This is a genomic window from Paenibacillus sp. tmac-D7 (genome assembly GCF_006519665.1).
GTDB classification, from domain to species: domain Bacteria; phylum Bacillota; class Bacilli; order Paenibacillales; family NBRC-103111; genus Paenibacillus_G; species Paenibacillus_G validus.
Genome location: NZ_VIDW01000065.1, coordinates 1 through 23,715, shown reverse-complemented (window position 1 = coordinate 23,715; position 23,715 = coordinate 1). Strand labels below are relative to the sequence as shown.

Here is a 23,715-nt window from a genome sequence, read left to right as displayed (position 1 = left end):
CGTTACGCCATTTCTTCTTTGTCGTTTATTGTCGCTTCGTTTAGCGGCGACTTTATTAATATATCACATTTCACAACATTATTGCAAGCTTTTTTTAAAACTTTTGATTTGTGCTGCTTGCGATTATACGATGACCCAAAGTTTCAAGGCTGTTAAAACCGCCAAGCCCGGGATTCCCAGAATGCTCACGATCCCCACTGTCACCGCATTTAACGGAAGTTCGAAGTGTGTATAAGGGGTAAACAGATTCATAATATACAACAAAACAGCCGCAAACACAACATGTAAAGATAAGGCACCCAGCCATTGAATGGCAAACCGGTTACGAAGCAGCAGCAGGGCCAGCAAGCCGCCCGAACCGATCATCAGCCCCCACAACAAATAAGCCTTCACGACGACCCCTCCCTCACGCGGCTGGCGCATACTTCGGCCGCCGAAATATGAATGTTTTTCGCCTGCTTGATCAGCATCTCGAATCGCTTCTCTGCAGCTTCCAGCGCATAGATGGCATAATCGATCTGCTCCTTCTCAACCGCATAGTGAAAGCGCCGTTCTGCAACCTCCCATTCCATATGAGCACGGCGTATTTCCTCCACAAGCTGCACACGCTCCTCAAAAAGCGCCGCCTGCTCCTCTTTTCTCTTTCCGTTCCCCCACCAGCTAAATCCACCCCGCCTGCTCCATTTCAGCACGCCGCCAGCCCCCTCACAGTTTGTCCTATAGTACATACATATCGAACAAACCAGCGGCTTAGAACCAAGAAAACCGTCCGAAACAAATTAGCCGGATCATCCTGCGCCGTGCACCCCCAACGTTTCGAAGTACGCGCAGGGTTCCGCAAGCCGAAAAGTGCGGAAATTTCGATGGCGCAGGAGAAACAACAAAAAAAGCCTTACCGTTGCCGCGCAGCAGGCCGAACCTGCCGCTAGCAAACCGTAAGACTTTTCTGAAACACGATTCAATTAAAGCTCCCTGCGACCTTCGAGCGCTTTGGTTAGCGTAACCTCGTCAGCGTATTCCAAATCTCCTCCAACCGGAAGTCCGTGGGCGATTCGAGTCACTTTAATGCCGAAGGGACGTACGAGTCGCGACAAATACATAGCCGTCGCTTCTCCTTCAATGTTCGGGTTGGTGGCCAAAATCAATTCCTGCACCCGCTCGTCACTCAGCCGCTTCAACAGATCGGCGATCCGGATCTCATCGGGACCGATCCCTTCCATGGGCGAAATCGCACCGTGCAAGACATGGTAATAACCGTTGAATTCCTTCGTACGCTCCATGGCGACCAGATCCTTCGGTTCCTGCACCACGCAAATGGTGGATACATCCCGGCTCTTATCCTGACAAATCCGGCAAGGATCCGTGTCCGTAATATTGCAGCATATCGAGCAGTAGTGCAGGTTTCGTTTGACGTTTACAAGCGCTTTGGCAAAATCGATCACATCGTCTTCTTTCATCCGAAGCACATGGAAAGCAAGACGCCCTGCCGTTTTCGGCCCAATGCCGGGCAGACGCGAGAATGAATCGATCAGCTTGGCTAACGGTTCCGGATAAAACAAAAGAGTTGCTCCTCACTCGTTGAAGTCAGTCCGAAAGGGGCAGATGCGATTAGAACAATCCCGGAATGTTCATGCCGCCTGTCAGTTTGGACATTTCTTTACCCGCCAGTTCTTCGGCTTTGGACATCGCGTCGTTAATGGCCGTCAACACCAAATCCTGCAGCATTTCGACATCGTCCGGGTCTACCGCTTCCGGCTTAATCGCAACGCCGATCACTTTCTTCTGTCCGTTCACCGTAACGGAGACAACACCGCCGCCGGCCGTACCTTCAATTGTTCGAGTAGCCAAATCTTCTTGAGCCTTAAGCATTTGTTCCTGCATTTTTTTTACTTGTTTCATCATTTGGTTCATGTTATTCATGTTTTATCGCTCCTTATTCGTCTTTAATTTTGACCAATTCGCCGAACAGTTGAATCGCCTCGCTGATCCACTCTTCCTTCACAGCACCGCCGGGACCTTCATCCTCGGGAATCAACTCCAGCACTTCCCTGGGAGCATCCGCAGACTTCGTTTGCTCCGTTGCCGCCTTCCAATCCTTAAGCATAACCGTCACCAGCCGATACGGCTGCCCGATCACTTCTTGAAACGCCTGCTCGATCAGCTGCTTGTTGGCCGGTCTCTCCGACGTTTCGCGATGCATAGCGCTCTTGAACGCAACAAGCAGATTCGTGTCCGAAAGACCTACCGGCTCTCCGTCTACAAGCCAGGCATGCACCGTTATTTTCAGTTCCTTCACCCGGCCGAGCACTTGGCTCCATTGCTGCGCCGCATGGCGGAACTCCGGCGAATCTATGCCGGCCACATAAGCATCCAGCTTCTCGATCGAGCGGCGCGAAACGGCCGGAGCCGGAGCCGATCTTCCTCCGCCACTCGAACCGCCGGCCGGGGCCGCGCCGCCCCCAGGCGCCACGCCCTGTTTCACGAGAGCAGCGAGCTGACTCTCCAATCGCTCGATCCGGCTCAAAAGCTGTCCGACCAAGGCGTCCTGCCGTTGAATCGTTTGGCCGTCGCCCGAACCCGCCGAAGCCGTATCGGCTCCGCCCTGACGTCCGGTAACGGGCGAGCCGCTGCACAGCTTCATCACGGCGACTTCCAGCAGGGTTTGCGGCTGTACGGAGTATTTCATTTCCGTCTGATAATAGTTTAGCGTATCAATCATTGCGATTAACGCTTCACCTGTGAAACGTTCCGCTACCGCAGTAAACCGTTTCACGTCCAAAATCCGTTCGGTGAGCGCTTCTGAATTCGGAACCATCTTGACCATCAACAGATCGCGGAAATAATAAATTAGATTTTCCATGCATTTGTCCGCGCTCTTGCCTTCTTGCATGAACGCGTCGATTAGAGCGAGCGCCGCACCGATGTCACGATCTTGAATCGCTTGCGCCAGCTTCTCGAATTGGTCCGACGCCATGCCTCCCGTAATGGAGAGCACATCCTCGTAAGTGACACGTTCGCCGGAAAAGGCGATAATCTGATCCAGCAAACTGAGCGCATCGCGCATTCCGCCATCCGAGAGCCGCGCGATAAAGGCAAGCGCGTCCTCATCGATTGCGATTCCCTCTTTCGCGCACACTTGACGGAGCCGTTCAACTTGCTCTTCCAGCGCAACGCGGCGAAAGTCAAACCGTTGACAGCGGGAAATAATCGTCGCCGGCAGCCGATGCGGCTCGGTCGTCGCGAGAATAAACATCACATGAGCCGGCGGTTCTTCCAGCGTCTTCAGCAGCGCGTTAAACGCTTCCGTCGTCAGCATGTGCACCTCGTCGATAATATACACTTTCTGGCGCACTTCGGTCGGCGCGTATTTCACCTTATCGCGGATATCGCGAATTTCCTCGACGCCACGGTTGGACGCAGCATCGATCTCGACGACGTCCATCACGGCGCCTTCGGTTATGCGCAAACACGCTTCACAGCGGTTGCAAGGCTCGACGCCCGGACCATTCAAGCAGTTAACGGCTTTGGCGAGTATTTTCGCCGCACTCGTCTTCCCGGTTCCCCGGGGCCCGCTGAACAAATAAGCGTGACTGAACCGCCCTTCACGCAGCGAATTTTGCAAGGTTTGGACAATATGCTTCTGGCCGACCATGTCTTGGAACGACTGGGGTCTCCACGTACGATATAAGGCGATATGTGCCATCTTGCCCTCTCCAATGAATGTTTATCCCGTTCATTATACTACACTTGGATTTAGGTTTGAAGCAATCCCTCATGGAAAAGGGATGCTGACGGTGAAGGTGGTGCCGAAACCTTTGGATGAAACCCGGATATGCCCCCCAATGTCATGAATAATGCGTTGGCAAACCGACAACCCCAAGCCCGTCCCCTCCGCTTTGGTCGTAAAAAAGGGATCGAAGATTTTATCGATGACGTACATCGGAATCCCGGGACCGGTGTCGTGAATATCGACGCTTACCCGGCGCTCCTCCGGATCCATCTTCTCCGTTATGGTCAGATACCCGCCATCGCCCATCGCCTCAATACCGTTCTTGCATATGTTCAAAAACACTTGCTTCAAATGTTCGCGGTCCGCAATGACGCGCGGCAGGCCGTACACCGCTTCGTACTGTACCGTGACCTTATGTAAGATGGCTTCATTATTAATAATCGGCAGCAGCTCGCGTACCACCTGCGATACGTCGACCTCCTCGTAGGTCGCGTTCTTCGGCTTGCTCAAAAGCAAAAACTCGTTCACGAGCTCATTAATCCGGTTAATTTCCCTAAGCATCACGTCAGTATAGTCGCTTTCCCGAATCATACCCTGCTCTTGAAACGTCTTGCGGAACACCTGCAGGAACCCTTTAATGGAAGTAAGCGGATTACGAATTTCATGGGCGGTACCGGCTGCAATTTGGCCGATCATCGCCAGTCGGTCGCTTCGCTGCACCTGCTCTTCCAGCGAACGCAGATTGGTCACATCCTTGAACATGATGCAAGCGCCGACAACCTGCCCCTGTTCGTCCCGAAGCACATTAGAGTCCACCAACAGCTCGTACCGCTCCTGATTGTTCGTCCAGGACACCGCTTGATTGCGCACGACCATGCCGTCCAAAATACGGGGGTCTACAATACGGTGCTCGGCGGGGAGATCCTTGAATACGTAGTCCATCGGCTTATGCAGCACATGCTCGCGCTGCAATCCCAACACCCGGCACGCCGTATCGCTGATGTCGATCAGTTGAAAATCAGTGTTCATCAAGATGACGCCCAAATTGACATCCTTCAAAAACATATCGGCGAAACGTTGAAGCAAGCTCAATTCCTGCCGCACGTTTTGCCACCCCCCATTATATAGGATCTGAAATCGACTGCTCTCCAAGCCCGTCATACCAACGTTCTCCAGTTAACTTTAGTATACATTCTCCTCTTTCCTTTATTTTCCTTCCCTGTAAGACAAAAAAACGTCATCAAGAGTCAAAATCGACCCCGACAACGTCATCGTTTATTTATTTCATAGCGAAAATAGTTAAACCGTGCACCTACTTCGATATTACGATCCAAGCGGAATTCTTATCGTCAGCTCAAGTTAGGCTTCCCTTCGGCACATGAAACATCCCGCTTACGGCTGCTTCCTTCCGGACCTGACCGGGTTCACGGGCATCCATTGCGAAGGACCCGACTCTCAACACCAACTTTAAGACCCAAACCTTACATCGCAATACCTCTAGAAGGCGTTCGACCCCGCTACAGCGGATTGCGGGTTACAGGGCACCGCTACCTCCCCGTCTAGCACGGCAAAATTAAGTATAGTCGAATCGCGGACAAATAGCAACCGTAGGGATTTATTTAGCAGTGACGGTAACCTCCGGGTCGTAACGAGGCGCTTCGGCCGCCAGCGTACGCTGTACTTCCTCTCCCAAACGGCGCAGTTCCTCGCTTGAGGTTCCTGGCGGCGCCAAAAGCCGAAGACGCGCGCTCGTCCCGTTCAAGCGAATCGATTCCACCGTTAACTGCGGATAGTGCGATTTTACCGCTGTTTCCATCACAAGCATATCCGATTGATACGTCCGATATCCGTTCGTTAGGGGCATGTTCGGATTGGCTTCGGTGATGCCCAGATAACCGTCCGCGGAGTGCGTTTTTACCTCCGGTGAAGCATTCTTTTTCTGGCAAGCGGTAAGGCCGGGCAGTACGAGAAGCAGCAGACAAAGCCATAGAACCGTGATTTTCAACATATATAAAAACACCTCCTGCAGCGCTAAGATCTACAATCTTAGGATAGCCACAGAAGGTGCGCTTATGCTTGTAAGCGAATGGCAATGAATTAGATGCCGTATTTCTTTTTGAATTTATCGACGCGACCGCCGGCATCCAAGAATTTCTGCTTACCTGTGAAGAATGGGTGGCAAGCGGAGCAAATCTCTACGCGGAGGTTTTGCTTCAAGGATCCCGTTTCAAACGTGTTACCGCATGCGCAAGTAACCGTTGTTTGATAATATGTCGGATGAATCGCTGCTTTCATTGACCTTTCACCTCTTTTGCCCTGAAACACCATGTGAATCAGAGTTATCATAAATACACAAAGTGCATTATACCATGTCCACTAGCTCCGCTGCAAGTGTTTCTTGCGCTTGTCCGTCAGCTCGCTGGGAATATGCGTGTAAGAACCAAGAACGACGCCCGGCAGCTCCTCGCGGAAGATCTCGAGCATCTGCTTCATGCCGTACCGTTCGCCTTGCGGCTGCGGGATAAGCTGCAGGTAGCTCTCCGGATCGATGTTCAAGTTCCGAAGCTGAATCAGCTTCAGATCGGTGCGCCGCACAAATTCAATCATCGCTTCCATCTCTTCCTCACGGTCGGTAACCCCGGGGAAAATCAGGTAATTGATCGAAGTGACGACGCCCTTGTCCGCCGCGTAACGCAGCGATTTCTCCACGTTCTTGAGGGTATACCCCCGCGGCTTGTAGTAGGCGTTATAATGATCGTCCAAAGCGCTGATCGTGCTGACCCGCATCAGATCGAGCCCCGCATCGACGATACCGCGGATATGATCGGTCAAACCCGCGTTCGTGTTGATGTTGATATACCCGATATCCGTACGTCTGCGCACCTCGCGCATCGCTTCGATAATAATTTTCGCCTGCGTGGACGGTTCTCCCTCGCATCCTTGGCCGAAGCTGATGATGCTCTCAGGCGTCTTCAAGTGCTCCAGCATCACCTGCACAACTTCATCAACCGTCGGTTTGAAGTTCATGCGTGTTTGCGGTGCCGGAAACCCGCTATCCTCCGGCTGCTCGGAAATGCATCCGAAACAACCCGCATTACAGGAAAATGAGACCGGTACCGCTCCTTCCCAACGATTGAGGAACGTATTGGAGGCGGTTAAACATTCGTAACCGAGCGCACAATTCGATAAGTGCTGATAAAGACGATTTTCCGGATAACGCGAAAGCAAGCTGTTCACTTGAACTTCCAACTCATCCGGATCGCAGTTGCGCGGATTCCACCGTTCGGGATCATCGCTTGCTTCCGCCGCTACATAGAACGTACCGTCCTTCCACACGACCGCCGAGTAACCGAAGAGCGGGAGCACCTTGCTCTTATCCGTCTTGGCGTAGCCCGGCAGCAGCAAGCGGGTAAACCCTTGCGGCAGCAGCGCGCCGACGGCGTTCACTTCGCCGGGCACAACCTCCATCGCGCCCGTCCGGGCATTCAGTCCGATCGGGCGGGTGTCCGGCAAGCTGACGAGTGTGGCCCCTTCCGGCAGCGGAATGAGCTCTTCTTCCAATAGTTCCGTCACGAGCTCGCCGTTCCGACCGAGTGCAATAAAGTCCGGGTGATCGTAAACGTGGCCGTCCGGTCCGGCATATACCAAATTCATCTTGCTGTCCCTCCTAGGAGACGGAGTGTTTCACGCGCCGGGAAGCGCCTCCGTTGCCGCCGGATCCGTTGCCATTCGTGGTGTCCAGCGTTTCCAAAAATTCTTGATTCGTTTTCGTGTCGGCGAACTTCTTGAGGAACGCCTCCGTATATTCATAGGAATCGTTCATGTTTTTGCGGATTGCCCATACTTTATCCAGCTCTTCCTTGGTCAACAGCATCTCTTCGCGGCGCGTGCCGGAACGACGAATGTCGATCGCCGGGAATACCCGGCGCTCCGCCAGCTTCCGATCCAAATGAAGCTCAAGGTTGCCGGTTCCTTTAAACTCCTCATAGATGACTTCGTCCATCCGGGAGCCCGTCTCGATAAGCGCCGTCGCAAGAATCGTCAGGCTTCCGCCCTCTTCGATATTACGGGCAGCCCCGAAGAAACGCTTCGGACGATGGAACGCCCCGGGATCGATACCCCCGGACAATGTGCGTCCTGTCGGAGGAACGACCAGATTGTACGCCCGCGCAAGACGGGTAATGCTATCCAGCAGGATGACGACGTCTTTCTTATGCTCCACCAAGCGGGTAGCTCGCTCCAACACAAGCTCTGCCACTTTAATATGATTTTCCGGCAGCTCGTCGAAGGTAGACGCAATGACCTCGCCTTTAACGGAACGCTGCATGTCGGTCACTTCCTCAGGCCGTTCATCAATCAATAACACGAAGAGTTCTACGTCCGGATGGTTGGTGGAAATGCTGTTGGCGATTTCTTTTAACAGCAGCGTTTTCCCTGCTTTCGGCGGCGCTACAATCAATCCGCGCTGTCCGAAGCCGACAGGAGCCAATAAATCCATCAAACGGGTGGAAAGTTTCGTAGGGGTCGTTTCCAAAACTAATTTCTTCTGCGGATAAAGTGGAGTGAGTGCGGGAAAGTGAAGCCGTTCCGCCGCCGTCTCCGGGTCTTCGCCGTTCACGGCTTCCACATGAAGGAGTCCGAAATACCGCTCGTTCTCTTTGGGCGGTCTGCATTTGCCGGACACCAAATCACCGGACCTCAGATCGAATCGGCGGATTTGCGAAGCCGAGATGTAAATATCCTCGGCACTCGGCAAATAGTTGATCGGCCGCAAGAAGCCGAAGCCTTCCTGCAGCACGTCCAGCACGCCTTGCATAAACATTAAACCGCTTTGTTCCGCTTGAGCGCGGAGAATGGCGAAGATCAATTCCTTCTTCTTCATTTGACCATAATAAGGAATTTGATACTTCTTGGCGAGCTTGTAAAGCTCGGTCAACTTCAGCGCCTCTAACTGCGCCAGATGCATATCCATAATTGTACCAACCACCAGCCTATTATAATTTCTATTATGTGAAAATATACTCTAGCCATGCCCAAAACATATCTCATCTATACCCGGAATCCAACTCTAGTCTTCTTGACGCCAAACTTCCGCGCCCAAATTTGATAGATTGGCAACCAAATGGTCGTACCCGCGATCGATGTACTCGACGCCTGTAATTTCGGTCGTTCCTTCAGATACGGTTAAACCCGCGATAACGAGCGCCGCGCCCGCCCGAAGATCGGTCGCTTTCACTTTCGCCGCGCTCAGCGGACTCCCTTCGATGATGGCGGAACGACCTTCCACTTTGATTTTGGCGCCCATACGCGCAAGCTCGGGTATATGCTTGAATCGGTTGGAATAGACAAAGTCGGACAATATACTAACGCCGCGCGTTTGCGTAAGCAAGCTGCTCATCGGCGACTGCAGATCTGTAGCGAAGCCCGGATACACGAGCGCCTTCACATCCACACTTTCATATTCCGGCTGGCCGACCACACGGATCGACTCGTCCATTTCGTAAATATGGACCCCCATTTCCTGTAGCTTTGCCGTCAAGGCCTCTAAGTGTTTCGGAATTACATTGTCCACGATAACGTCGCCCCGTGTGGCGGCGGCCGCGATCATGTAAGTTCCCGCCTGTATCCGATCGGGAATGATCGAATGCCGGCAGCCGTGCATGCCATCCACGCCTTCAATACGGATGGTCTCGGTGCCCGCGCCTTTGATATTAGCCCCCATGGCATTCAAAAGTGTTGCTACATCTATGATTTCAGGCTCTTTTGCCGCGTTTTCGATAATAGTGACGCCTTTAGCCCGTGAGGCTGCCAGCATGATGTTGATCGTCGCGCCGACGCTGACGACGTCCAGATATATTTTCGCGCCGCGCAATTGCTTCGCGCGGATATGCAAAGCCCCATTCTCAGTCGTAACTTGTGCCCCCAGCGCCTCAAAACCTTTTATATGCTGATCGATCGGTCTTGGCTCGAAATTGCACCCGCCCGGCAATCCAATCACCGCTTCGCCGAAGCGGCCCAGCAGCGCACCCATCAAATAATATGAAGCGCGCAATTTTTTTACGTTTCCGTTGGGCATATGCCTGGATACAAGCCGGCTCGGGTCAATAACCATTTGGTCCCCATCCCACCGAACCGTAGATCCCAATTCCTCGAGCAGCTCCGTATAAATGGCCACATCGCTGAGCGTAGGCAAGTTATCCAAGGTTACTGCAGTTTCCGATAAAATCGCGGCCGGAATAAGCGCGATGGCGCTGTTCTTCGCTCCGCTGATTTGAACAGTTCCCCGCAGCGGGCGCCCGCCGGCGATCATCAATTTCTCCATTCGATGTCGTTCCTCCCACTTCCCACTTTAAAGCATAAAAAAACAAAACAAAAGAGACATATCAACCTTGGTCGGACGGTAAGTATAGTGAATTACATAGGAAGAGAAGGGAAATACACCTCTGCCGGTGTATCTCCCGTATGTGTTTTAGGCTTGGTTGGAGCTGCCGAACAATACAATTTTGGATTTCACAACTTCAACCATAGCTTTGCGGGCAGGAGTGAGGTATTTACGAGGATCATACACTTTCGCATCTTTGTTCAATACATCGCGGATCGTTTGCGTACAAGCCACTTGATTCTCCGTGTTAACGTTGATTTTGCCAACGCCCGCTGCGATCGATTGCTTGATCATCTCATCCGGAACGCCGGAACCGCCGTGCAGGACAACGGGAACCGGAATGGCGCTGGCGACCTTCTCGATGATGTCAAAACGGATGTTCGGCTCGCCCGCGTACATGCCGTGCGCCGTACCAACTGCGATTGCGAGGCAGTCTACGCCTGTTTCCTCGTAGAAACGGATCGCTTCTTCCGGCTTAGCCAGGTTCGCATCGGACTCATCTACGCTGATGTCATCCTCTACGCCGCCGATCGTGCCGAGCTCGCCTTCGACGGAAACGCCCATCGCGTGCGCCGCTTTCACGACTTCTTTGGTCAAGCGGATATTTTCTTCAAAGGAATAGTGGGATCCGTCGAACATGACAGAGCTGAAGCCCGCGCGGATACATTTCATCGCGACTTCAAAACTGCTGCCGTGGTCCAAATGAAGCGCGATCGGCAGCCCGGATTTCTTCGCCGCAGCTTCCGCAATCGCCACTGTAAATTCCATTCCCATATATTTCAGCGCCCCTTCGGATACGCCGAAAATAAACGGAGAATTCAGCTCTTGAGCTGCTTCCGTAATCGCTTGGGCAAACTCAAGGTTATTCATGTTAAATTGGCCAACGGCATATTTACCTGCTTTGGCTTTCGGTAGAAATTCATTCATTGAAACAAGTGGCATGGTGTTCTTCTCCTCCTTTTATATGTTGACCGTGCCAGAGAGCGATCCGCTCTCCTGTCATACTGCGCTATTATATCATAGATGGGGACAAACATTAAACATGAAATCCCCGATCGCGCACCTTTTGTGGCAGAAAAAAAGAGACCCTTCTCAGGATCCCACGGCGAATGAATTGTTATTAGGCGATCTTAACTGCTGGTTGACAGCCTGACGCAGTTCGTCGATGTCGAACGGTTTGGTGAAATGCATGATCGCGCCGAGGTCGGTCGCTTCCTTAATCATGTCGAGTTCTCCGTATGCCGTCATCATGATGACTTTAATTGAAGCGTCGATGCTCTTGATATGCTTCAGAATATCAAGGCCGTCCATACCAGGAATTTTCATATCCAACAAAACCAGATCGGGCGATACGTTTCTGACGATCTCGAGTGCAAGTTTACCGTTGGAAGCTTGATACGTTTCATATCCCTCGCTGCTAAATACTTCCATCAACAAAATGCGGATGCCGTTCTGATCATCGACGATGAGAAGCTTCTTCTTCATATGGTACCCTCCCATTTCCGTTTCCATAGGTCTGGAATTTCCGTCCCTGATTTGTCATTCTTTGTTTTGTATTCGCTACGCAAACATTGATTCCTGCCTGTGTACCGAAAAATATTTTGAAAACTTTAACAAATCAAGCAACAATTTCAGATACGCCCTATGCATGCGGGAGTGCCGCCAAGTCAGAAGCCCTTATTAACGGGCTTGCTGATAGGCTGCTTGTACGAAATGTTTAAAGAGCGGCTGCGGACGGTTCGGCCTGGACGTAAACTCCGGATGGAACTGCACGGCCAGGAACCACGGATGATCCGGACATTCGACAATTTCGACGAGACGTCCGTCCGGGCTCGTGCCCGAAATGACAAGACCCGCCGCTTCGATGGAATCGCGGTACTCATTATTGAACTCGTAACGGTGACGATGGCGCTCATACACAAGCTCTTCGCCGTAACATTGCACGGCCAGCGAACCTTCCTTCAGCTTGCACGGGTACAGTCCGAGGCGCATCGTGCCGCCCAAGTCCTCGATGTCCTTCTGTTCCGGAAGCAGGTCAATGACCGGATACGGCGTCGTCGGATGAATCTCCGAGCTGTTCGCGCCTTCCAGCCCTAAGACCGAACGGGCGTATTCCACTACAGCCACTTGCATGCCGAGACAAATGCCGAAGAACGGAATTTTGTTCTGACGCGCATAACGGATCGCGGACACTTTACCTTCGATGCCGCGGTCTCCGAAGCCGCCCGGCACGAGAATGCCTTGAACGCCTGACAGCAGCTCGCCCACATTGTGATCAAACACTTCTTCGGCGTTAATCCAGCGAATCTTCACTTCGGTATCGGAAGCGATGCCGGCGTGGCCTAGCGATTCCACGATACTGAGGTAAGCGTCGTGCAGCGCCACGTACTTGCCGACGATGGCGATTTCGGTCGTCGTCTTGAGCGATTTGACGCGGCCGACGAGCTTCTCCCACTCCGTCATATCCGGCTCGTTCGTCGTCAGCTTCAGGTGGTTGACCACAATGTCATCCAGCCCCTGCTCGCGAAGCATGATCGGCACTTCATATAACGTTTCCGCGTCGATACATTCAATTACGGCGCCCGGGTCGACATCGCAGAATTGAGCCAGCTTGCGCTTCATGTCTTCGGCGAGCGGATGCTCGGTACGGCATACGATGACATGCGGCTGAATCCCGATGCTGCGCAATTCCTTAACGCTGTGCTGCGTCGGCTTCGTCTTCACTTCGCCCGCCGCTTTCAAATAAGGAATCAGCGTCACGTGAATGTACATCACGTTCTCGCGGCCGATATCGCTCTTGATTTGGCGAATAGCTTCCAGGAACGGCAAGCTCTCGATGTCGCCTACCGTACCCCCGATCTCGGTAATGACGACGTCGGAGTGCGCTTCGCGGCCGGCGCGGAATACCCGCTCTTTAATTTCGTTCGTAATGTGCGGGATGACCTGCACGGTACCGCCCAAATATTCGCCGCGGCGTTCCTTCGCAATGACGGACGAATAAATTTTACCCGTCGTCACGTTGCTGTTCTTGGACAGGTTAATATCGATGAAACGCTCATAGTGCCCGAGGTCGAGGTCAGTCTCCGCACCGTCGTCGGTTACGAACACTTCGCCGTGTTGATACGGACTCATCGTTCCCGGGTCGACGTTAATGTACGGGTCGAACTTCTGGATCGTGACCTTCAGCCCGCGGTTCTTCAGCAATCTGCCGAGCGAAGCGGCCGTAATTCCTTTACCCAACGAGGAAACGACGCCGCCCGTCACGAAAATATACTTGGTCATTATGTAAAACCTCCCTAGTTTAGCATGCCAAATTTGTCGTAAAAAAAAAGAAAAAGCCCCCGCTGTCGGCGGGGCACTTTTCATAGGAAAAGACCGTGTAGGTCTAAACGTCCATCTAAAGCCCAGAAAATAGTTTACTCTGAACGGTACACACTGTCAAGGACAACCGACAAATGGCAGATGATTACTTCCCGTCCTCGTCGTCGTCCGAATCGTTATCAGCCTCGTCCAACTCTTCTTCCTCATCGGACTCTTCTTCATCGATCGCCACTTCATCGAGCTCTTCTTCTACAATTTCTTCGTCCTCGAAAAATTCGGTCTCTTCTTCGATTTCTTCCTCCGTATCGAATTCGTCGCGAGGCGTATCGTAAGAATCGTATTCCTCTTCTTCGACAAACGTATCTTCTTCCTCGGCGAACAGATCCTCGTCGTCCAAATCGTCATCCTCATCGTTGATGATACGCGGACGTTTGCCGCTGCCCATGGAATCCTCGGATTTCTCGACCGGATACCAGCGCTTCAGCCCCCACAAGTTCGTTCCGACGCAGGCGAAGCGGCCGTCGATATTGATCTCAGTATATAGTTGAGCAATGACTTGCATCACTTCATCATCGGACAATCCTTTAATCTTGGCGATTTCCGCCATCAAATCCCGATAGTAATACGGCGTGTTCGCCGCTTTCAAGAGCTCGAACGCCAGATCCACCATTGGCATTTCTTTGGCTTGCTCCGCGCTCATTTTAAGCAGGTTCTGAGCACTCATTACAGGGCACATCCCTTCCGACATTATCAAACAGTTTCATCCGGCGGCTGGCCGCCTTCATACTAAAATATCCACTATCTCCAATAAGTAAACCTTATTTTATGTAAAAAAGCAACTGGTCTGCCGCAAGTCCCGCGCAAGTTTCCGGGTTATCCGTTACTAATGAAACAAAGGACCTCGCCGCTGAGCTGCCGGTCTGGACCGGAGGCTTCAGCAAGCGGGATCCTTCGTCCCGACTGTACCCCACAAAGGCGAGAGAGCGGCCCGTAACCGTTTCCGCGCTTTGACCCTATAGAAAACGGAGTTAAAGAACTCCCTCTCTAAATTATCGTATGTATCCGGCCAAACTTTGACACGGTTGGACACCCATTTATTTTTTATAGGAACATGCGTTTATACGCAAGGAAACGCCCCTACATAAAATAACGCATGGAATAGCCCTAAGTTGACGTCCAAAGCGCCTATGAATCTTCATTTTTCAACATCGCCTTCGGATGAAAAATGCTTTGGCACGATTTTCATAGTAGGGGGGGATCGACTCTGGATCCATCGTCATTCGCCGAATGCCTGCATCAAGCCATGAAGGACACGGCAGAGCTTGAACGTCGGCACATTATCCGATTCGCGACCGCCCAAGATTACGACGCTTTCGCATGTCATATGAACCTCAAGTCGAAATCGTTTCCCCAGCTGCGCCAAGTCCGGCCGCTGCGCTTGATCCGAGCCATCTCCTGTCCGCTGAGCTCCGTGGACAGGATCGCGTCCGCTCCCTTCGTTCAGTCGGTCGAAGCCGATGTGCGCATCCGCTTACACGCACGGGGCCCGAGCTCCGGCTCGTCTTCGCTGTACGCGGGCACACCGGCTGCCGCCGATCCGGAGGCCGTCAAGATCCCTTGGGGCATCCGCCATATCCGCGCCCCGGAAGTATGGTCGAAATCGAGAGGCGACCAAATCCGTATCGCCGTTATCGACACCGGCGCCGATTATTCGCACCCCGATCTGCGTCATTGCTTATCTCGGGGCATCAATGTGTTGAGCCACCAGCCGTACCCGATCGACGATAACGGCCACGGCACGCACATCGCCGGCACGATCGCCGCTTATACCAACCAACGCGGAATCGTAGGGGTTGCGCCGCAAGCGTTGATTCATCCGGTGAAAGCATTCGACAGCCAAGGCGGCGCCTTCGTCTCCGACATCGTCAAAGGCATCGATTGGTGCGTGGCGAACGGCATGGATATCATCAACATGAGCTTTGGCATGAGAACGTACAGTAAAGCGCTTGAAGCTGCCGTGCTCAGCGCCTATCGGGCCGGCATCATCGTCATCGCGTCGTCCGGCAACGAAGGCAAGCGGGCCGAGATCGATTACCCCGCCCGCTTCCCCCAAGTCATTGCCGTCGGCGCCACGACCCGCCGCGGACGGATCGCCAGCTTCAGCAACGACGGCAAGCAAATCGACATTTATGCGCCGGGCGAGAACATTTATTCGACCTGGCTGCAAGGCAAGTACCGGGAGCTGAGCGGCACGTCGATGGCCACCTCGCACGTGACCGGCGTCGTAGCGCTGATGCTTTCCCTCAAGCCCGACCTCAAGCCGCTGCGCATTCGCATGCTGCTTCGCAAAAATGCGCGTCTGATCCTCAAGCCCGGCAAACGCGACTGCATCAAGGAGCTTCATGCGCTGCGCACAGTCAGCGCCTTATTCCGGAAAAAAAAATAATAATAGATCAACCGTGTGTTGGGGAGGCGGTCAACTCGATGGCGTAGTCGCCGGCCGCTTCACCCATAACCGTTAAGTTGTAAGCCCAGCGTAAGGTAACTGGCAGCGCCAGTCCTTCCGCCCGCTCGACGGACAAGCCGTGCGTGCGCGTCTCGATCTCCATTCGGCCGTGCGGCGTCTGCATGTACCCGATATGGCGGCGACCGGCGGCAATCGTCTGCTCGAAGCGCACGTCGCCGAACCGTACAATGCGGATTTCATCCGCTTTGACCTGCAGCGTCGTCACCGTATGGCCCATCTCCGCTTCCTCAGGCTCTTCGTACCGGATATAATAGTGGTCGCCCTTCGGGAACCATTCGCCGGTCATATCGCGCACGATGCGTTCGCCCCCCAGCGTGCTTTGCAGGCGGATGCGGACCGCAATCTTCCCTGACCCGGCCGGCCCCTCTAGTTTGGTCATGTTCTTCATCTCTTTCGCAAAACGTATTCAACCGGGCGTTGTCTATTTGACCCAAGGTTATATAGACGGCTTACCCGGACAACCAGCTCCCGTCTTATATAACAAGGAACGATACGGATGTCAAGGTTCATTCGGGAAAACAAGTAAAACGAAATCTTATCTGCCGGGCAGCAAAAAGGAAACCTAAGCAGCCCCTGCTGCGTCTAACGTTGTACATGGTTTCATCACGATGCCGGAGGCCTATTCCTACATGATACCGAACCCCTCTCCCAGAAAGCGCAAGCTGACGAGAAGATCATTTTTGAAAAAGGCGGCTTTGACCGTGCTCGGCACGATGGCAATTCCGCCAACCGCCCTCGCTTACGCCCGTTACGCCGAGCCGAAATGGCTTGACATCGTCCGCTTGAAGCTGGAAGCCCCGCGCTTGCCGCAGGCGCTGAACGGTTTAACCGTCGTCCAGTTCAGCGATACGCATCTGGGCTTTCATTATAACGCGGAAGACTTGGAGCGGTTGGCGGAGACGATCAACCGACTGAATCCCGATCTGGTCTGCTTCACGGGCGATCTCATCGATTACGCGATCGGTGCCGACGGCCCCGCCTACGCCGAAGCTTTAGGCAGGATGCAGGCCAAGCTCGGGAAATTCGCGGTGCTCGGCAATCACGATTATTTCAGCGGCCCGGCGAACGTCGCCAGGACGCTCGAAGCCGGCGGCTTCCGTACGCTGCGCAATGCCGCCTCCCGCGTGCAAAGCGAGAGCGGCATGTTCTGGGTAGCCGGTGTGGAAGATATGTGGCACGGCAAGCCGGATATTGGGAAAGCACTGGAAAAGGTACCGAAGGACGCATTCACGCTGCTGCTGTCGCATAGTCCGGATTTCGCGGACACGGCGGTACAGCACCCGGTCGATCTGCAGCTGTCCGGGCACAGTCACGGCGGTCAAGTGAGACTCCCGTTCTATGGGCATGTAGTGACGCCGAAATTCGGCAAAAAGTATGTCATCGGCGAATATGCGCTGGGCGCCAATCATTTCCGTTTATATGTCAACCGGGGCATTGGCGTTTCGCAGCATCCGATCCGGTTTCTATGCAGGCCTGAATTAACCTTCATTACTTTGCAGCGCGGGTAAGACGCACCTGCCCTGCGAACGGCTAAAGTCAATCCAGGATACAGCTCTCCAGCCCCATTTCCCTGTACGGCTTCTACGGGTCGCCCGACCAGCTCTACAAGCAAATCGGGCATGCCCCGAGCCGTCCAGTCAACCCAGCGACGGCAATCGCATCAATGACCCCGTACATCGGCGAGCTGTCGCTGGTCAAAGAACACCGCAAGCCGGCCGGCTGCAGCGTTCGGCTCCAACGAAACCAGCGCCGGAACACCCTCGGGACTGCAGTGTCTGCGGATCCGCTCGATCGGGGCATTGGCGGTTCGCTCAACCCGACGCACCCGAACCCCTTCGTCTCCGGGTACGTCTGTCAGCGTCACCTCGACCAAATCATGCGGCGGATTATGAGGCCCCTGGAATGTGACGACGCCAACGGTCACTTCATGTTCCCGGTTGCTGCGGTTCAACTGCCGAATTTGCAAAACACGCTCGCAGTAGAACGGTTCGCGGACACTTTGCATGAGCAAGGGCAGGTAGCGCACGATCAGCGTCTCTTCAAGCAGCTGCTCCTTCGTCGGCGATGACGGCTCATCAGCCGAAACGGACAGTGTGGCGGCAAGCAGCAGAAATCCCGACGTCAGCCCCAAGACGACTCGCTTGATGATGGTGAACTCCCCCTTGACTCGATTTGGGGATATTATGGCCAACCCGCCGCAGCATCACTCAAGGGAAGGGGCAATCGCGCCGCAGCCCCGATGCTTGCCGGCCAAACGAAAAAAAGCCGGCCCCCCGCCCTAAGGCGTGAAGTCCGGCCGCAACTCTTGTTCAACCGCTGTGCAGCTGCTCTCGCTTACTTCACCAGACCCAGCAATATTTCGCGCATCAGCTTGCTGGCGACGATCTGTGTTTGCTCCGTCGGGTCATAGGCGGGAGCCACTTCCACGATATCGGCGCCGACAAAGTTAAGCTCCGACGCAGCCATCGCATGAATGGCAGCGAGCAGTTCCTTCGACGTAATGCCGCCCGCTTCGGCGGTACCGGTGCCCGGTGCGCAGGACGGGTCAAGCACGTCGATGTCGATCGTCAGGTAAACGGGACGGCCGGCAAGCTCCGGCAGCACCTTTTTCAACGGCTCCAACACTTCGAACGGATAGAAATTGATATGCTCGCGCCCGAACTGGAACTCCTCGCGGGAGCCCGAGCGGATGCCGAATTGGTAAATATTCTTGCCGCCCATAAGCGCAGCCGCTTTGCGGACCGGCGTCGAGTGGGACAGCGGTTCGCCTTCATAGTGCTCACGCAGGTCGGCGTGCGCATCGATATGAATCAACGCAAGATCCGGGTACTTCTTGTACACTTCCTGGATGACCGGCCAAGAGACGAGATGCTCGCCGCCAAGACCGAACGGGAATTTGCCGTCCGCGAGCAGGCCGCTTACGTATTCGCCGATCACTTCCAGACTCCGTCCGGCGTTGCCGAACGGCAGCAGCAGATCGCCGGCGTCGAAATACGTAATATCCTCCAAGCTTTTATCGAGGTACGGGCTGTATTCCTCCAGACCGATCGACACTTCGCGGATGCGCGCCGGGCCGAACCGGGAACCGGGACGGAAGCTGACCGTATAGTCCATCGGCATGCCGTAAATGACGGCGCGGGAGGACGCATAATCGTCGGAGCTGAGAATAAAGACGTTACCGGAATATTTTTGATCGATTTTCATGTGGATTACGTCTCCCTCAGCCTATTTCGTCAAGTCTTCCACGAATTTCGGAAGCGCGAATGCCGCCTTGTGCAGGCGCGGCGTGTAGTATTTCGTATCGATCTCCGGAATGGCCGTTTCGTCAACAGCCAGCGGATCGTACTTCTTGCTGCCCATCGTGAACGTCCACAAACCGCTCGGGTATGTCGGAATATTCGCCACATACACGCGCACGATCGGGAAAATTTCCTTTACATCGCGATTGACGGTTTGGATCAAGTCCGCTTTGAACCAAGGGTTGTCCGTCTGTGCCACGAAAATGCCGTCTTCCTTCAGCGCGTCGAAGATGCCCTTGTAGAAGCCTTGCGTGAAGAGATTCACGGCTGGGCCAACCGGCTCGGTGGAATCGACCATGATGACGTCGTACGTGTTTTTATGCTCGTGGATGTGCATGTAACCGTCGTTGACGATCACTTGCACGCGGGGGTTGTCCAAATCGCCGGCGATCGAAGGCAAGTATTGCTTCGAGTACTCGATGACTTTGCCGTCGATTTCGACAAGCACAGCCTTCTCCACTTCCGGGTGCTTCAGCACTTCGCGGATGACGCCGCCGTCGCCGCCGCCGACCACGAGCACGTGCTTCGGATTCGGGTGTGTGTACAGCGCCGGATGCGCCACCATTTCATGATAAACGAACTCGTCTTTAACCGTCGTCATCACCATGCCGTCGAGCACGAGCATTTTGCCCCATTCGGCAGTGTCGATCATCGCGAGATCTTGAAAATCGGTTTTCTCCGTAACCAGCGTTTCTTTAATTTTGGCGGTGATGCCGAAGTTCTCCGTTTGCTTCTCTGTATACCATAATTCCATTGCGCGCAAGCCACCTTTCTGAGTTAACGAACCGCGGGCCTTACATGTCAAATTGTATTATAGTAGATTACCCTGAAAATGCAAATACGAACGCGCTCCGGAACGGTAAATTTAAAAAAAATTAACGTTTTGGACACAGCCGGCTGAATACGTCTTTCTATGTTTTTCCATACTGGTTAATAGCACTTATCGTGAGCATCTTACCGCATCGCTCTTTCCGCAAGGAAGGAGCGGTCGCCAAGGAGGGTCAGCTATTGTCCGGGCAACGCATTACCGATGCCGACGAATTTCATCATAGTCGCAAAAAGGGACGCTTCCGCACGTTCCTGTCGTTCACCTTCACCTGCCTCATCCTCGGAGCCGCCTGCGGCATCGTGGGGCTGCTGTTCATGCGTTCGCAAGCGCTGCCCGTCTCCAAGATGGCGGCGGCCTCGGAGCTGTACGACGTGCACGGCAAGTTGATCGAAGCGTACGGAGGAGGCGGGAAAAACTCGCAAACCGTGCCGCTGCAGGAGATGGCGCCCAGCATCGTGGAGGCGACGCTGGCGATCGAGGACCGCAGCTTCTACGACCATTACGGCTTCGATCCGAAAGGGATCGCCCGCGCCGCAATCGTGAACCTGCAGCATATGTCCAAAGTGCAGGGCGCCGGCACGATTACGCAGCAGCTCGCGCGCAATATGTACTTGACCCATGAGCGGACATGGTCGCGCAAGCTGAAGGAGACGTATTATGCCGTGCAGATGGAGCTGCAGATGAGCAAGGATCAAATTTTGGAGCAATATTTAAATCAAATTTATTACGGCCATTCCACATACGGCATTCAATCGGCTTCCCAGCTTTTCTTCGGCAAGAGCGCCCACGATCTCACGTTGGCCGAGAGCGCGCTGCTGGCAGGCATTCCGAAGGGACCGCGCTATTATTCGCCTTATTATGACCTTGAGAATGCGCTCGGGCGTCAAAAGACGGTGCTGCAGACGATGGTCGAAGCCGGTTACATCACGCAGCAAGAAGCGGATAAGGCGGCGCGCGAGAAGCTCAAAATCATGCCGCTGGAGGCGAAGAAAACGACGGTGACCGCCCCCTACTTCCGCGACTACATTCGCAGTCAGGCGACCGAGCTGCTCGGCATCGAGGAAAAAGAATACGAAGATATGGGGCTGCGCATCTTTACCACGCTCGACTTGAATGCCCAGCAAATCGCGGAAGAAGTGATCCGCAAACAGCTGGAGCCTTACCCTGAGCTGCAAACCGCGCTCGTCTCGATCGATCCGCGCAACGGGTATGTAAAGGCGATGGTCGGCGGCCGCAGCTATGCGGACAACCAGTATAACCGGGCCTTCGCCAGTACTAGGCAGCCGGGCTCCTCGTTCAAGCCGATCGTCTATTTAACGGCGCTGAAGGAGAAGCAGTTCACCCCGGTCTCGCGTTTCAAAAGCGAACCGACCACGTTCACCTACGATCAGGGCCGCAAATCCTATACGCCGAGCAATTACGACGGCAAGTATTTCGATTGGATCGACATGCGGACGGCGATCGCCAAGTCGGACAATATTTTCGCCGTGCACACGGCGCTGGAAGCCGGACCGGGCCGCGTCATCGACATGGCGCGCAGGATGGGCATCACGAGCCCGATGGAGCCGCTGCCGTCCCTTGCGCTGGGCGTGTTCCCGGTGAGCCCGTACGAGATGGCTTCCGCGTTCGGCATCTTCGCCAATCAAGGGGTGCGCGCTGCGCCGACGGCCATTCTGCGCATCGAGGACCGGCGCGGGCGGGTGCTGTACGAAGCGAGCCCTTCGGAGGAAACGATCATTGAGCCGGCCTACACGTACGTCATGACGCAGCTGATGGAGAGCGTGTTCGATCAGGGAGGCACGGGCAGCCGCGTGTCCAGCGTCCTGAAGCGTCCGGTCGCCGGCAAAACCGGCACAACCAACACGGACGCCTGGATGGTCGGGTATACGCCCGAGCTGTCGACGGCCGTCTGGGTCGGGTACGACAAGGACCGCAACATCGGTAATGTCGAATCGCACCTGGCGGCGCCGATCTTCGCCGAGTTCACGGAGCGGACTCTGGAATCCGTGCCTCCGAAGATGTTTCCGATTCCCGAGGGCGTGGTCAACGTCTACATTGATCCCGCAACAGGCAAGCTCGCCAACGACAGCTGCCCGAAATCGCGGATGGAAGCCTTCATCCAAGGCACGGAGCCGAAGGAATACTGCTCGCAGGAGCCGGTGAAGGACGAGCCGGTTAAGCAGGATCCGGGCAAAACCGGCGGCTCGTGGTGGAACGATTTGAAGCGCTGGTGGGCGAGCTGACAGCTGCAATGGCACGCAAGCAAGCGGCCGGCGGCAAGGGCAGACGGTTGAGGTTGATGCAGGCGCAGCTGTACAGACGCATTGGCGGACTGTTGATAGCCTGGACAGACCCCGCGCGCGTAAACAGGCGCAGGGTAGCGTTGGCAGAAGGTTGACGGCAGGTCAAACATAGGCGGCAAGAGGGGCTCCCGGCAAGCCGGATCGTTGATCCGTTTGCCAGAGGGGTCCTTTTCGTTAACGCTCGCCTTTCCGGTGATAACGACAGACGCGCGGCGGAAATAACGGAATTGTCCCGTGCTAGCGATCGCGCAGCCCCTCATGGATGTCAGGCGCATGGCCGCTTTGGCGCAGAAGGCCCGGCTTCGCCGGACAACACAAAAAGGCAGACCGAGAGGTCTGCCTTCCTGCTGTCCTAGTATATGATGCATATACTAGGCATTAGTATACATCGTTATGGATGGTGACACAATACCGTCACATAATGTACAAAAATTTAAGCAAGCGCCGTCTTAAGCGACTCGTCCGACCGTTCCCACATCCCCGGATCGTTCTCGATCAGCAGGTTTTTGAGCAGCGCCTTTTCCTTCTCTCCCAGATTGTCGACCATAATTTTGCGCTTGAGCGCATAGTCCATCCGGTTGACGTGATCGGCAAGAACTTTCCAGCCGCGGCGGTTGTCCGGATCGACGGTCATCTCGCAGGAGGTTACGCCGGCGTAATATTTGCCGTCCTCATGGAAGTCGACGGCCACCCAAACGATCCAGCAAGGCCGGCCGTTCGGCACTTCATCCTTGTTCGGCGAAAACTTGATTCCCTTCTCCACCCTGCTCTTCGCATGCAGCGCGCCTAAGTCCAAGTACGCCTCGTCTCCATCGATAATAACGCTGGACAATTGACTTAAATCAATCGAGCCCTGCCCGAAGCCGCGGTGCTTCGTTTCTTTTTTATTGACGATATTTAAAGCCGGCAGTTTCTTCTTCTCGCCAGACTCCGCATTCGCCTGTCCGCCGGCGCCCAAATCCTTTGTATCCACCGTTACATCCCCTTCCTTTCACTACCTTCATAGATTTAACGTCTACCCGTCTTTCTTTTATTATCCATGAAACAGTGAGGCTTGACAATTTTTTGTTCATGGTTTCTTGTCCCGTTACATATACATGCCTTAGATGCTTGTCAACGGGGTGAAAATCGATGAGTAAACGACTCGGCAACCGACTTGCCATATGGGGCTGCGTGACGGTCCTCGCCTGCAGCAGCGCCCTGCTGCCAGGCGCGATTTTTTCGAACGAATTACGGACAGGCGATGCGGACGGAGGCTGGCAGCTGCCCTACAGCGCTGTCACTGCGGCTTCCGCCAGGCCGGACGCCTCTGCGCCGGGCCCTC

Annotated in this window: 25 protein-coding genes and 1 other RNA gene; 5 read left to right on the top strand and 21 right to left on the bottom strand. The window is 54.3% G+C overall.

Annotated features, from left to right (window positions below; all coding sequences use genetic code 11):
* Window positions 1-123: 123 nt before the first annotated feature.
* The 16 genes from FKP33_RS24995 to rpoE form a co-directional block, all read right to left on the bottom strand.
* Window positions 124-393: a pro-sigmaK processing inhibitor BofA family protein gene (locus FKP33_RS24995; RefSeq protein ID WP_127609516.1), complete on the bottom strand. Its 270-nt coding sequence runs from the start codon at window positions 391-393 to the stop codon at window positions 124-126.
* The gene (locus FKP33_RS24990; protein ID WP_054800470.1) at window positions 390-692 is read right to left on the bottom strand and encodes a DUF2508 family protein; all 303 of its coding nucleotides are present in this window, start codon (window positions 690-692) and stop codon (window positions 390-392) included. The genes FKP33_RS24995 and FKP33_RS24990 overlap by 4 nt, the downstream gene beginning before the upstream one ends.
* Before the next feature lie 270 nt (window positions 693-962).
* A complete protein-coding gene (gene recR, locus FKP33_RS24985; RefSeq protein WP_054798093.1) occupies window positions 963-1,559 on the bottom strand; it encodes a recombination mediator RecR in 597 nt (198 codons plus the stop codon).
* 49 nt (window positions 1,560-1,608) lie between these two features.
* A complete protein-coding gene (locus FKP33_RS24980; RefSeq protein ID WP_054800469.1) occupies window positions 1,609-1,920 on the bottom strand; it encodes a YbaB/EbfC family nucleoid-associated protein in 312 nt (103 codons plus the stop codon).
* 13 nt (window positions 1,921-1,933) lie between these two features.
* On the bottom strand, window positions 1,934-3,703 hold the full coding sequence (gene dnaX / locus FKP33_RS24975; RefSeq protein WP_141336646.1) for a DNA polymerase III subunit gamma/tau: 1,770 nt from the start codon (window positions 3,701-3,703) through the stop codon (window positions 1,934-1,936).
* Between the two features lie 69 nt (window positions 3,704-3,772).
* Window positions 3,773-4,834, bottom strand: coding sequence for an ATP-binding protein (locus FKP33_RS24970; RefSeq protein ID WP_141336645.1), 1,062 nt, complete (start codon window positions 4,832-4,834; stop codon window positions 3,773-3,775).
* Between the two features lie 200 nt (window positions 4,835-5,034).
* An RNA gene (gene ffs, locus FKP33_RS24965) (signal recognition particle sRNA large type) lies at window positions 5,035-5,298 on the bottom strand.
* 47 nt (window positions 5,299-5,345) lie between these two features.
* Complete coding sequence (locus tag FKP33_RS24960) at window positions 5,346-5,738, bottom strand: hypothetical protein (RefSeq protein WP_127609522.1); 393 nt, start codon at window positions 5,736-5,738, stop codon at window positions 5,346-5,348.
* An 89-nt stretch (window positions 5,739-5,827) separates the two neighbouring features.
* Entirely contained in the window at window positions 5,828-6,025 is a 198-nt protein-coding gene (gene rpmE, locus FKP33_RS24955; protein ID WP_127609524.1) for a 50S ribosomal protein L31, read from the bottom strand.
* A gap of 81 nt (window positions 6,026-6,106) precedes the next feature.
* Window positions 6,107-7,384 (bottom strand): radical SAM family protein, encoded by a 1,278-nt coding sequence (locus tag FKP33_RS24950; RefSeq protein WP_054798089.1) that lies wholly within the window; start codon window positions 7,382-7,384, stop codon window positions 6,107-6,109.
* A 13-nt stretch (window positions 7,385-7,397) separates the two neighbouring features.
* The gene (gene rho / locus FKP33_RS24945) at window positions 7,398-8,702 is read right to left on the bottom strand and encodes a transcription termination factor Rho (RefSeq protein ID WP_054800468.1); all 1,305 of its coding nucleotides are present in this window, start codon (window positions 8,700-8,702) and stop codon (window positions 7,398-7,400) included.
* Between the two features lie 96 nt (window positions 8,703-8,798).
* Complete coding sequence (locus FKP33_RS24940) at window positions 8,799-10,052, bottom strand: UDP-N-acetylglucosamine 1-carboxyvinyltransferase (protein ID WP_141336644.1); 1,254 nt, start codon at window positions 10,050-10,052, stop codon at window positions 8,799-8,801.
* A 147-nt stretch (window positions 10,053-10,199) separates the two neighbouring features.
* Window positions 10,200-11,054, bottom strand: coding sequence for a class II fructose-1,6-bisphosphate aldolase (gene fba / locus FKP33_RS24935; protein WP_054798088.1), 855 nt, complete (start codon window positions 11,052-11,054; stop codon window positions 10,200-10,202).
* A 150-nt stretch (window positions 11,055-11,204) separates the two neighbouring features.
* Complete coding sequence (locus FKP33_RS24930; protein WP_054798095.1) at window positions 11,205-11,597, bottom strand: response regulator; 393 nt, start codon at window positions 11,595-11,597, stop codon at window positions 11,205-11,207.
* A 195-nt stretch (window positions 11,598-11,792) separates the two neighbouring features.
* Window positions 11,793-13,394, bottom strand: coding sequence for a CTP synthase (locus tag FKP33_RS24925; protein WP_054798087.1), 1,602 nt, complete (start codon window positions 13,392-13,394; stop codon window positions 11,793-11,795).
* A 184-nt stretch (window positions 13,395-13,578) separates the two neighbouring features.
* The gene (gene rpoE, locus FKP33_RS24920; protein WP_054798094.1) at window positions 13,579-14,157 is read right to left on the bottom strand and encodes a DNA-directed RNA polymerase subunit delta; all 579 of its coding nucleotides are present in this window, start codon (window positions 14,155-14,157) and stop codon (window positions 13,579-13,581) included.
* 501 nt (window positions 14,158-14,658) lie between these two features.
* Here rpoE and FKP33_RS24915 point away from each other — a divergent pair.
* Window positions 14,659-15,879: a S8 family peptidase gene (locus FKP33_RS24915; RefSeq protein ID WP_141336643.1), complete on the top strand. Its 1,221-nt coding sequence runs from the start codon at window positions 14,659-14,661 to the stop codon at window positions 15,877-15,879.
* Between the two features lie 7 nt (window positions 15,880-15,886).
* Here the strand turns inward: FKP33_RS24915 and FKP33_RS24910 are convergent, their stop codons facing one another.
* Window positions 15,887-16,339, bottom strand: a complete 453-nt coding sequence (locus FKP33_RS24910; protein WP_054798086.1) for a YwiB family protein — start codon at window positions 16,337-16,339, stop codon at window positions 15,887-15,889.
* Window positions 16,340-16,589: 250 nt separating this feature from the next.
* Between FKP33_RS24910 and FKP33_RS24905 the strand changes: the two genes are divergently transcribed.
* A complete protein-coding gene (locus tag FKP33_RS24905) occupies window positions 16,590-17,468 on the top strand; it encodes a metallophosphoesterase (protein WP_054798085.1) in 879 nt (292 codons plus the stop codon).
* Window positions 17,469-17,620: 152 nt separating this feature from the next.
* Here FKP33_RS24905 and FKP33_RS24900 read toward each other — a convergent pair whose 3' ends face one another.
* The 3 genes from FKP33_RS24900 to speE all read right to left on the bottom strand — a co-directional run bounded on the left by FKP33_RS24900 (window position 17,621) and on the right by speE (window position 20,013).
* On the bottom strand, window positions 17,621-18,151 hold the full coding sequence (locus FKP33_RS24900; RefSeq protein WP_181410275.1) for a DUF3888 domain-containing protein: 531 nt from the start codon (window positions 18,149-18,151) through the stop codon (window positions 17,621-17,623).
* A gap of 143 nt (window positions 18,152-18,294) precedes the next feature.
* On the bottom strand, window positions 18,295-19,164 hold the full coding sequence (speB, locus tag FKP33_RS24895; RefSeq protein ID WP_054798083.1) for an agmatinase: 870 nt from the start codon (window positions 19,162-19,164) through the stop codon (window positions 18,295-18,297).
* 21 nt (window positions 19,165-19,185) lie between these two features.
* Entirely contained in the window at window positions 19,186-20,013 is an 828-nt protein-coding gene (gene speE / locus FKP33_RS24890) for a polyamine aminopropyltransferase (protein ID WP_141336641.1), read from the bottom strand.
* A 254-nt stretch (window positions 20,014-20,267) separates the two neighbouring features.
* On the opposite strand from speE, the gene FKP33_RS24885 reads away from it, so the two are divergent.
* Together FKP33_RS24885 and FKP33_RS24880 are read left to right on the top strand one after the other, a co-directional pair.
* Window positions 20,268-22,331, top strand: a complete 2,064-nt coding sequence (locus FKP33_RS24885) for a transglycosylase domain-containing protein (protein ID WP_258313553.1) — start codon at window positions 20,268-20,270, stop codon at window positions 22,329-22,331.
* Window positions 22,298-22,486: a hypothetical protein gene (locus tag FKP33_RS24880; protein WP_141336640.1), complete on the top strand. Its 189-nt coding sequence runs from the start codon at window positions 22,298-22,300 to the stop codon at window positions 22,484-22,486. The genes FKP33_RS24885 and FKP33_RS24880 overlap by 34 nt, the downstream gene beginning before the upstream one ends.
* Window positions 22,487-22,824: 338 nt before the next feature.
* On the opposite strand, the gene FKP33_RS24875 is transcribed toward FKP33_RS24880, so the two are convergent.
* Window positions 22,825-23,364, bottom strand: a complete 540-nt coding sequence (locus FKP33_RS24875) for a YwhD family protein (RefSeq protein ID WP_236595716.1) — start codon at window positions 23,362-23,364, stop codon at window positions 22,825-22,827.
* A 158-nt stretch (window positions 23,365-23,522) separates the two neighbouring features.
* On the opposite strand from FKP33_RS24875, the gene FKP33_RS24870 reads away from it, so the two are divergent.
* Window positions 23,523-23,715: hypothetical protein (locus FKP33_RS24870; protein WP_141336639.1), on the top strand; the 193-nt coding region annotated here is incomplete at its 3' end.